Origin of the sequence: Methylobacterium sp. E-016, from assembly GCF_022829745.1 — a bacterium.
Classification (GTDB): domain Bacteria; phylum Pseudomonadota; class Alphaproteobacteria; order Rhizobiales; family Beijerinckiaceae; genus Methylobacterium.
The window spans coordinates 1-7,476 of the sequence record NZ_JAKSYF010000169.1; the positions used below are offsets into that span (position 1 = coordinate 1).

Annotated in this window: 13 protein-coding genes and 1 pseudogene; 6 read left to right on the top strand and 8 right to left on the bottom strand. The window is 64.3% G+C overall.

Annotated elements, in window-relative coordinates; genetic code table 11:
• Positions 1 to 123: 123 nt before the first annotated feature.
• Positions 124 to 834 carry a hypothetical protein gene (locus MKK68_RS25145; protein WP_244033284.1) on the bottom strand — a complete coding sequence of 237 codons (711 nt, stop codon included), beginning with the start codon at positions 832 to 834 and terminating at the stop codon, positions 124 to 126.
• 192 nt (positions 835 to 1,026) lie between these two features.
• On the opposite strand from MKK68_RS25145, the gene MKK68_RS25150 reads away from it, so the two are divergent.
• Positions 1,027 to 1,278: a hypothetical protein gene (locus MKK68_RS25150; RefSeq protein WP_244033285.1), complete on the top strand. Its 252-nt coding sequence runs from the start codon at positions 1,027 to 1,029 to the stop codon at positions 1,276 to 1,278.
• Positions 1,275 to 1,550, top strand: a complete 276-nt coding sequence (locus tag MKK68_RS25155) for a hypothetical protein (protein WP_244033286.1) — start codon at positions 1,275 to 1,277, stop codon at positions 1,548 to 1,550. Before MKK68_RS25150 ends, MKK68_RS25155 begins: the two co-directional genes overlap by 4 nt.
• On the opposite strand, the gene MKK68_RS25160 is transcribed toward MKK68_RS25155, so the two are convergent.
• From MKK68_RS25160 to MKK68_RS25185, 6 genes are all read right to left on the bottom strand, one after another.
• A protein-coding gene (locus tag MKK68_RS25160; RefSeq protein WP_244033287.1) for an IS5 family transposase occupies positions 1,534 to 2,291 on the bottom strand; the annotation gives its coding sequence in 2 pieces (ribosomal slippage) (positions 1,534 to 2,109 and positions 2,112 to 2,291; 756 coding nt in all). The genes MKK68_RS25155 and MKK68_RS25160 overlap by 17 nt on opposite strands.
• 118 nt (positions 2,292 to 2,409) lie before the next feature.
• Positions 2,410 to 2,727, bottom strand: a complete 318-nt coding sequence (locus tag MKK68_RS25165) for a hypothetical protein (protein ID WP_244033288.1) — start codon at positions 2,725 to 2,727, stop codon at positions 2,410 to 2,412.
• 58 nt (positions 2,728 to 2,785) lie between these two features.
• Positions 2,786 to 2,962, bottom strand: coding sequence for a hypothetical protein (locus tag MKK68_RS25170; protein WP_244033289.1), 177 nt, complete (start codon positions 2,960 to 2,962; stop codon positions 2,786 to 2,788).
• A 12-nt stretch (positions 2,963 to 2,974) separates the two neighbouring features.
• Positions 2,975 to 3,214 carry a hypothetical protein gene (locus tag MKK68_RS25175; protein WP_244033290.1) on the bottom strand — a complete coding sequence of 80 codons (240 nt, stop codon included), beginning with the start codon at positions 3,212 to 3,214 and terminating at the stop codon, positions 2,975 to 2,977.
• A gap of 78 nt (positions 3,215 to 3,292) precedes the next feature.
• A complete protein-coding gene (locus MKK68_RS25180) occupies positions 3,293 to 3,577 on the bottom strand; it encodes a hypothetical protein (RefSeq protein ID WP_244033291.1) in 285 nt (94 codons plus the stop codon).
• An 82-nt stretch (positions 3,578 to 3,659) separates the two neighbouring features.
• Entirely contained in the window at positions 3,660 to 4,412 is a 753-nt protein-coding gene (locus MKK68_RS25185) for a hypothetical protein (protein WP_244033292.1), read from the bottom strand.
• A 98-nt stretch (positions 4,413 to 4,510) separates the two neighbouring features.
• On the opposite strand from MKK68_RS25185, the gene MKK68_RS25190 reads away from it, so the two are divergent.
• Positions 4,511 to 4,798 (top strand): hypothetical protein, encoded by a 288-nt coding sequence (locus MKK68_RS25190; protein ID WP_244033293.1) that lies wholly within the window; start codon positions 4,511 to 4,513, stop codon positions 4,796 to 4,798.
• Between the two features lie 279 nt (positions 4,799 to 5,077).
• On the opposite strand, the gene MKK68_RS25195 is transcribed toward MKK68_RS25190, so the two are convergent.
• Positions 5,078 to 5,347 (bottom strand): hypothetical protein, encoded by a 270-nt coding sequence (locus MKK68_RS25195; RefSeq protein WP_244033294.1) that lies wholly within the window; start codon positions 5,345 to 5,347, stop codon positions 5,078 to 5,080.
• Positions 5,348 to 5,875: 528 nt separating this feature from the next.
• Here MKK68_RS25195 and MKK68_RS25200 point away from each other — a divergent pair.
• The 3 genes and pseudogenes from MKK68_RS25200 to MKK68_RS25210 all read left to right on the top strand — a co-directional run.
• Positions 5,876 to 6,262, top strand: a pseudogene (locus tag MKK68_RS25200) (hypothetical protein); the annotation flags it as partial.
• The gene (locus tag MKK68_RS25205) at positions 6,259 to 6,510 is read left to right on the top strand and encodes a hypothetical protein (RefSeq protein WP_244033295.1); all 252 of its coding nucleotides are present in this window, start codon (positions 6,259 to 6,261) and stop codon (positions 6,508 to 6,510) included. The pseudogene MKK68_RS25200 and the gene MKK68_RS25205, both read left to right, overlap by 4 nt.
• Before the next feature lie 10 nt (positions 6,511 to 6,520).
• Positions 6,521 to 6,712, top strand: coding sequence for a hypothetical protein (locus MKK68_RS25210; RefSeq protein WP_244033296.1), 192 nt, complete (start codon positions 6,521 to 6,523; stop codon positions 6,710 to 6,712).
• Positions 6,713 to 7,476: the final 764 nt, after the last annotated feature.

Sequence of the window (7,476 nt, forward strand, 5' to 3'; positions counted from 1 at the left end):
GGAGACGCGGGCGACGCCGCTGCGCTCACCCTGACGGCTTCGCGGCGTCGCCCGCTGCGTCACCGATCAATGGAAACCATGCCGCCAGTGGGTCCTTTTTGGACGCCGATCCCGGGTCCCTTTTCAACGCCGATTGACACCATGGTGGTCGGCTACAGCCCGGCGATACTTCCGTCGTAGGAGACCCCACGGCAGGCCACTGTCCTCGGCGAGATTGGCGTGCCGGTAGCAGTCTATGAGTAGCCGGATGGCCTCGGGGTTCTGTGCTTGCCGCAGCCGTGCCAGTGGCCCATCCCCGTTCGTGAACCCATCGACTAGCGTGTTTGGTAGCCAGACGAGATCGGGGGCGGTGATTTGAAACCGGGACTTGCCTGGTTTGCCATCTGCGAGCTGCAAGATCCCGCGTTGCTTCAACCCGTAAGCCACTTGGTAATCGGGATCGGCGGATGAGACGATTGGGTTGCGTCGACTCAACACCCGACGGACGATTTCGCGCTGGCGATCTGTCAGCTTCTCTCGCTCGGCCTTCAAGCCAGCCCAAGGTGTCAGCCGGCGGAACGTCCCCCGCTGAGGTACCGAAATCAGGCCAACATTCTGCAAGGTCCTGAGTGCGTTCTCCGCGCGACCACGCGACAGACCGAGCTTGCCGCAGATCGCTGTCGCGGAGGCCGTGGTTGACTGATGGTTGCGGGAGGTATGACGGGCGAGGGTAAGGTAAGCCAAGGCGGGGTTCACACCCTCACCCTGCCGGGTTGCATCCTCGACACAACGCCAATCGACCGCAAAGAAGTTGCCGCGACCGACCCTCGGATTACCTTTCGGCACATCAGCCATCGCGTCTGCTCCAAGCAGGAACGGATGCGGAACATATCTGTAGCGAGGGCCAGCGCAACCCTTTGGTTCTACCTCCTACAGGTGTAGCCCGACCCAGTGATGCTCAGCGCTCGCCGCGCCTCGCCGCTACCGATTGCCGGCACGTTCTGGCGAGCTACGCTGCCCTTCACAGTGAACACAGAGGAGCCGTTAATGCCAGCGACCGACCTCGACCATCATTGGTTCAAGGTCAATCCGAGTCGGGAGTATCGCCAACGCAGGGAGACGCCTGCCGAAATCGCAGGATGGGAGGTGCCGCCGCGGCCCGGCTTCGCGGCTTGGTGCATCATTCGCCGGTCGGACAGCGCGTCGGTCTCCTATGCGTTTCCGAGCGATGCGACCTGGGATGTTGCTGACGAGGAATTGGCCGCACTCTTCGAACGCCTGAACGAGGACAAGGCATGAAGCGCCGCACCCTCGCCGTACGGTCCACCAACTCCTTCGCCGCCGTTGAGGCGTTGTTGCTCGCTCTGCTCACTGCCACCGAACGCCACGAACCCACCGCAACGGCTGGCATCGCCTTCCTTGCCGCGATGCGATCTCAAGGCCGGGACGCTGCCAAAGCAGGCGGGACCGAAGCTCTCGATTACCTGCTCATACGCGTGTGCGACGATGATCCGAGCAAAGCGGACGTGCGCGAGGTAGTTCTAGCGTCCGGACTCATAACCAGTAGCTGACGGTCGCGGCGAGGCAGACGGCGGCGAGGTAGTTGACCGCCGAGCGGTCGTAGCGCGTAGCGATGCGGCGGAAATCTTTCAGGCGACCGAACATCCGCTCGATGGCGTTGCGTCCTCGATAAAGCACGGGCGAGAAGCACGGCTTCCAGCGTCGGTTGACCTTGGGCGGGATGTTGGGCGCGGCTCCGGTCGCCTCGATCTGCCGGCGGATGGCATCGCTGTCGTAGCCCTTGTCGGCCAGCACGATGCGGCAAATAGGTAGGCGTTCGAGCAGCAGCGCGCCGGCCTTGCAGTCGGCGATCTGCCCACCGGTCAGCAGGAAGGCGAGCGGGCGGCAGGCGCGGTCGGTCAGGGCGTGGATCTTGGTCGTGCGCCCGCCGCGCGAGCGGCCGATGGCCTGGCTTTGCTCCCCCCCTTTACCCCCGGCGGCGCAGCGGTGAGCCTTCACGGCGGTGGAGTCGATCAGCACCTGCGAGGGCGGCCCGCCAGCCTGGGCCAGGGTCTCGAACAGCCCGACCCAGACCCCCTTTGCCGCCCAGCGCACGAAGCGGTTGTGAGACGCGTCTTCTTCGGCCCGTAGACGTCCCGCGGCGCATCCGTCCAGCGCCCGCCGGACTTCAACACGTGGATGATCCCGCTGATCACGCGCCGGTCGTCCACGCGCTCCTTGCCCCGGGTGTCTGTGGGCAGGTGCGGTGCGATCCGCGCAAACTGCTCGTCCGTCAGCCAGAACTGATCCATCGGCCCCTCCCGTGGAAGCCGTGAATCACACCTACGCCGTCCGCGCCACCGTTATGGGTCCGGACGCTAGATTTGGCATGGGACGGGCTACCGGGATGGCGGCCGTGACGATGGCGCCTCATACGGTGATGTCGAGGAGAGCCACCTCGATGCCCATCCACATGACCCGAACCCTCGATGGCGTCGGCTCCGGCAACAGATGGCGAAACTCAATGGGTGCCCAATGCATCGCCAGTTCGCTCGCGCCGCCGGTCACGATCTCTACGTCCAGCGTCAAGACAGAAGCATCCGGACCCTGAGGTTCGGACAAGCCAAGGCGCGGCACCTCATCCACGTTCCCAAGCTCAATCTCCCCGGTGACGGTGATCACGGGCGGGTCCGATGCCACCACGGCAGCCTGCCAGCCGCGGGTTCTTGGAACAATGTCGCCTGTCATCCGAAGGTCTCACGTCAGTCGCAGACTCCAGCGACGCATGGAGCAAGCCAGTGGTCAGCTACTCGCTTCGCTTCCCAGCCTCGTCCTCAGCCTCCGTACCCGGTCGGTCCATCGGGCCGCCGTGTTCTTTGATCTTACCGGTGGTCGTATCCACCGGAGTGATCGCGCCGCCCTCGGGCTTCGGCGTGCCGTTCGGCATCCGCTGGGCCTGCGTGTCGATGGGGTCATCGGACATGGGGGCGGCCTTTCAGATCTGGGTTTCGCGGCGAACGATCGCGTCCTCGTCGGTGCCTTTCTGGGCCAAGCCGACATCGGCGCTCTCGCTAGGTACGGGCAGCGGCTCGTTCGTTATACCGTCAGCCAAGCCCTCGCTGGATTGTCCATCGAGGGGCGCGTCGGACGGTTCACCGTCGTTGAGGCGCGGATTGCCGCCGTCGTCATCAGCCAGCGTCAGATTTTCGTTGGACGCGTTCGGGGTGACAGTCATCGCAGGCTCCGAGTGTGCAGGAGCAACGCGCCGGGTTTGGGGTGGGTCCAGGGCCGGTTCGAGCACGACTGCACGCACCTACCATCCGAGCCCGATCGCCCGCGTGTCATCGCTAGGTTTGGCCGTCCGCAGGTTCTCAATCACCACCGCCAGCGCCACGAGAGCCGCCGCACGAGGTTCGGCCGTCCTCGCGTCCCGCTTATCGAGGGCTTCTGCGAAAGTGACGGATGCGACCACCGCTTCAGCGATTGCGATATCTAGCCAGGGCGGTACGACGACGCGCCGCTTCAGGCTTGCCGCTGTGCTCGCCGCTGCAGAGGCCACCACCTCACGCATCCCCAGCGTGCCGGTTTCGATGGCCATCACCCACGGCCTCATCACCGTCGCGAGCAGCGGCGGGAGGCCCGCATCATCCAGAACTCGACCCGTCACGTGCGCTCTCCGATCAGTTAGACCCTGCGTCCTCTGCCGGGGGTGGGCGGTCCATGATGTTGAGCTGCTGCTTCGCGAAATCACAGGCGGTGAACTTCGGGTTGATCTCGCACGACATTTCGAACGCTGCCCGCGCCCGCTGCGGCTGCGCCGCCACCCCCTCGCCGGTGCGGTAGGACTGTCCCAACATCGCGCACCCCCATGCTCCGCGCCGATCGCAGTCGAGGAGGAAGCTGCGGTACTCACAGGACTGCTTGCCCGCAACCGGAGCGCCGCGGAAGGCATCGTCGTGGTAGCGCCCGTTACGGATGCCTGCGGCGCGGTTCGTACAGCCGGCGGAGTAGCCCATTGCGCAGCCGAGCGCGTGGAAGCGCTGGCCGTCGAACCCATCGGGGACATCGAGCGAGTGATGCTCGTAGGCTTGGGCGAGGTCGAAGCAGGCTGGCCCGTTCGCCCAGCGAACGCACAAGCCGTAGCAGTCGGCCGGGTGGAGGGCGCAGGTTCGTTCCGAGGGCCGCTGCGGAGCTGCAAGTCCACGCCAGATCGGACGCTCTCGTTCGAACACATCGGCGGGGCAGGACGCGATGACCCGGGCGGTGCGCGGATCGGCGTGAAGGTGCTGCGAGACCTCCACGGCTTCGGCCTTGTTGAACAGAGCCTCGCGGGCGGCTGCGTCGGTATCCATCTCTTCTGCGGCTCCACCGGCGCGGGTGAGCGCCAGCACGATCATTAGGGCGAGCACAATCGAAGGCATCGTCGAGCGCATGGACGCACGGTCGTCCACACTGCCTTTCGCTGCAAGGGGCCTAGAGCGGGCAAGGACGCCGCCTAGCCTAGCAAACCGACATGAAGAGGAGCACGGACATGCGTAGCGTCGTTAGCCTCCCCCATGCCAAGCGTGAGACCCTGCATACGGTCTGGATCTACGGCACCGCCGCCGGCCTTGATGTGGTGCTGCGCACTGAGGCCGGCCCGGGCACCGCCCCTTCGCTGTACGTCAGCGTGATCGCACCCGGCCCGATCGGCATCGAGGATCTCTCCATGTTCCCGAATTCCGTCGAGGGTCGCGCTGGTGCCGACGTGGTCGCCGGCGCGGTGCTGCACGCGCTTGAGATTGCTGAGATTGAAGCAACGCCTGGAAGCGTCGCATGACCATCGGCCTGGAAACTTTCGCCAAGGTCCGCGCAGTCGCGGAGCGCGCGGACAGCCATGATGCCCCGAGAGCAAGCCGCCTTCGCTAGCATCCAGGCCGCACGCCAAGCTGCCATGACGGCCGCCGTCACCATCGAAGTCCGCAACAACGCCCGAGAGGTTCGCTAGCAGGCCGCTGCCGCAGCCCCTCATAATCTCGCCGCAGGCCTCAAGGTCCCGTTCCTAGATCCGCCGTCGGCACCGGTTCCTACGATGACGGCCGCGATCCAAACCCCACCGTCAATTAGCCTCGCCGAACGCTGGCGTCACCCAATCGGCATCCTTCGCCGCCGTCAGGAACAGGCCTCGCTCGCGGATATCGGTCAGGATCTCGGCCGCATTCCCAAGCCCAACAATCCCCGATGTCGTGTCCATTGCATCAGTGTCCATCTTGGCGAGCCGACGCCAGCCGCTCGGACCGCCTGGCAGGTTCGCTCCATCCCGGTCTGCGGTTGCAGCGAGTCGGGTGCCGTCGATCTCGGCAAAGGTGTAGATGTGTCCGCTGCTCATGGTCCGCGCTCCGGTGAGGTACGGACGATCTAGACAGCCTCCAGCGAAGCGCACCATTGCCATCATCGCCGCGGTGAACCGTAGGGCACAGTTTCCTTCAACGGGTGTCGTGCGCGCCGGCTGGCCAGCTCAGCCATTCGAAGCCCTCAAGGCCAAGCACTTGGCAATGCGGCGTCGAAGCTCCGGCGGCGAGGCTATCGTCGGGGGAGAGCAGCAGCCCCGCCGCCTTTCACAGACCTATGGAGCCCCCTCCAGGTCTGCTGCCATCTCGGAAGGGTGGCCGAGGTGGCCACCACAGCTATGTGGACGAGCGTTGGCGCTGGTCAATTGACATAAACGCACACTCCCCTGTTGGCCTCCTCAGTACAATGCCAGACTTATCGCGAAAACTCGTGGCTGGTGTTATATTTAGGTGAGAACGTTCCGACCTGGCTGTAACCGGGCTGTAGTTTGAGCCAGCCAATCTCCTGAGTGTTGACGATGCGAGGCAACGGCAAACCCTTCGAACAAGGCTAGAGCGGCAATCCGGCCGGACGCCCCAAGGGCGCACGTCACCGCACGACGCTGGCGATGGAGGCCCTGCTAGAGGGCGAGGCGGAGGCCCTGACCCGCAAAGCCATCGAACTCGCCTGCGAGGGCGACACGGTGGCGCTGCGCCTCTGCCTGGACCGCCTCGCGCCCGTGCGGAAGGACCGACACGTCATCTTCGACTTGTCGGCGATCGAGACCACGGCCGACCTGCCGAAGGCGACCAACGCCCTCCTGCAGGCCATCGCAGCCGGAGAACTCACCCCGTCTGAAGCCGCCGACATCGGCAAGGCCGTGGACGCCCACGTCCGCGCCATCGAGGTCACGGACCTGCATCAGCGCCTGGCCCGCCTCGAAGAAGGAATGCAGCAATGCCCCCCCGCGTGATCGACCTCCGCCTGCGCAAGATCGAGAAGCAGCAGAGCGCCAACCGCTTCGATCGTATGTCCGAGGCAGAGCTGGACGAGCAGATCAACGAAGGGTTCGCCACGGTCTGCTTCGGCTACCCCTCTGTGAATGCCGCCGCAGAGGCGTTCCGTGCGTCTCCCAGCCTCGAAGATCATCAGCTCGCGGACCAACTCGATTGGTACATCGGCTACGTCGCCGAGGAGCGCGCCGCCGGCCGCATGAACTGAAGACAGGCAGGTGCCGGCGCTCCCACAGCGGTCCTCACCGATCGCCCCCCCAGGCGTCGGGCCTGACATCCTCGTCGAGGACTGGCAGGCATGGATCGCCGATGGCCTCGGCATCGTCACGAACGGCGTGCTCTGCATTACCGGCCCGGAACTGACGGCAGATGAGTGGACGACGCGGCGCGAAAGATACAAAGTGGTTTAGTTGCTCGTATATGTTGATCCTGCCTTTGAAGAAAAATCCGATCTAAATGACCAAATTATGTCTTGGCCTGTGTTATAAAGCGACGCTACCATTAGTGTCATGGCAGGGTGGTTGCATTTGTAAAGTTTGGCGAGCGCGATCGCTTCTACAGGAGAGTCTGCCTGAATGTTACGGCCGTCTACTGCTCGCCCAGACCGCCCATCATCGAAGCGTAAGATGCATTCTAAGCGGTAGATTGGCATGATTGCCTTCAGGCCTTGCAGTCATGTGAACGAAAATAACGTATTGAATGAAAAATATTGAAACTTCTGTCATACGTTGGACTCTGGAACTAACCAACATTAAGGATTGACAAGCCGGCGAAAGGACCGTCGCGCCACATGACCTGAAGAACGGCAGGTGCCGCCGCTCCCCCAGCGGTCCTCACCGATCGCCCCCCCAGGCGGCGGGCATGACATCCTCGTCGAGGACTGGCCGGCATGGATCGCCGATGGCCTCGGCATCGTCACGAACGGCGTGCTCTGCATTCCCGGCCCAGAACTGACGGCAGATGAGTGGCCGACGAGGCGCGAAAGATACAAAGTGGTTTAGTTGCTCGTATATGTTGATCCTGCCTTTGAAGTCGAGAATCCCGCCCGCCGCTTTTCCTTTGCGGGAGGGTGTCAGGCTCCGCCGGGCGGGACGCGTCCACGCGAGCCGGCATGCGGCGCGCTCGAGAAGGCGCTAGCGCTCGCCGGCGGAGACGGGCTTGCGCGCCCATTCGG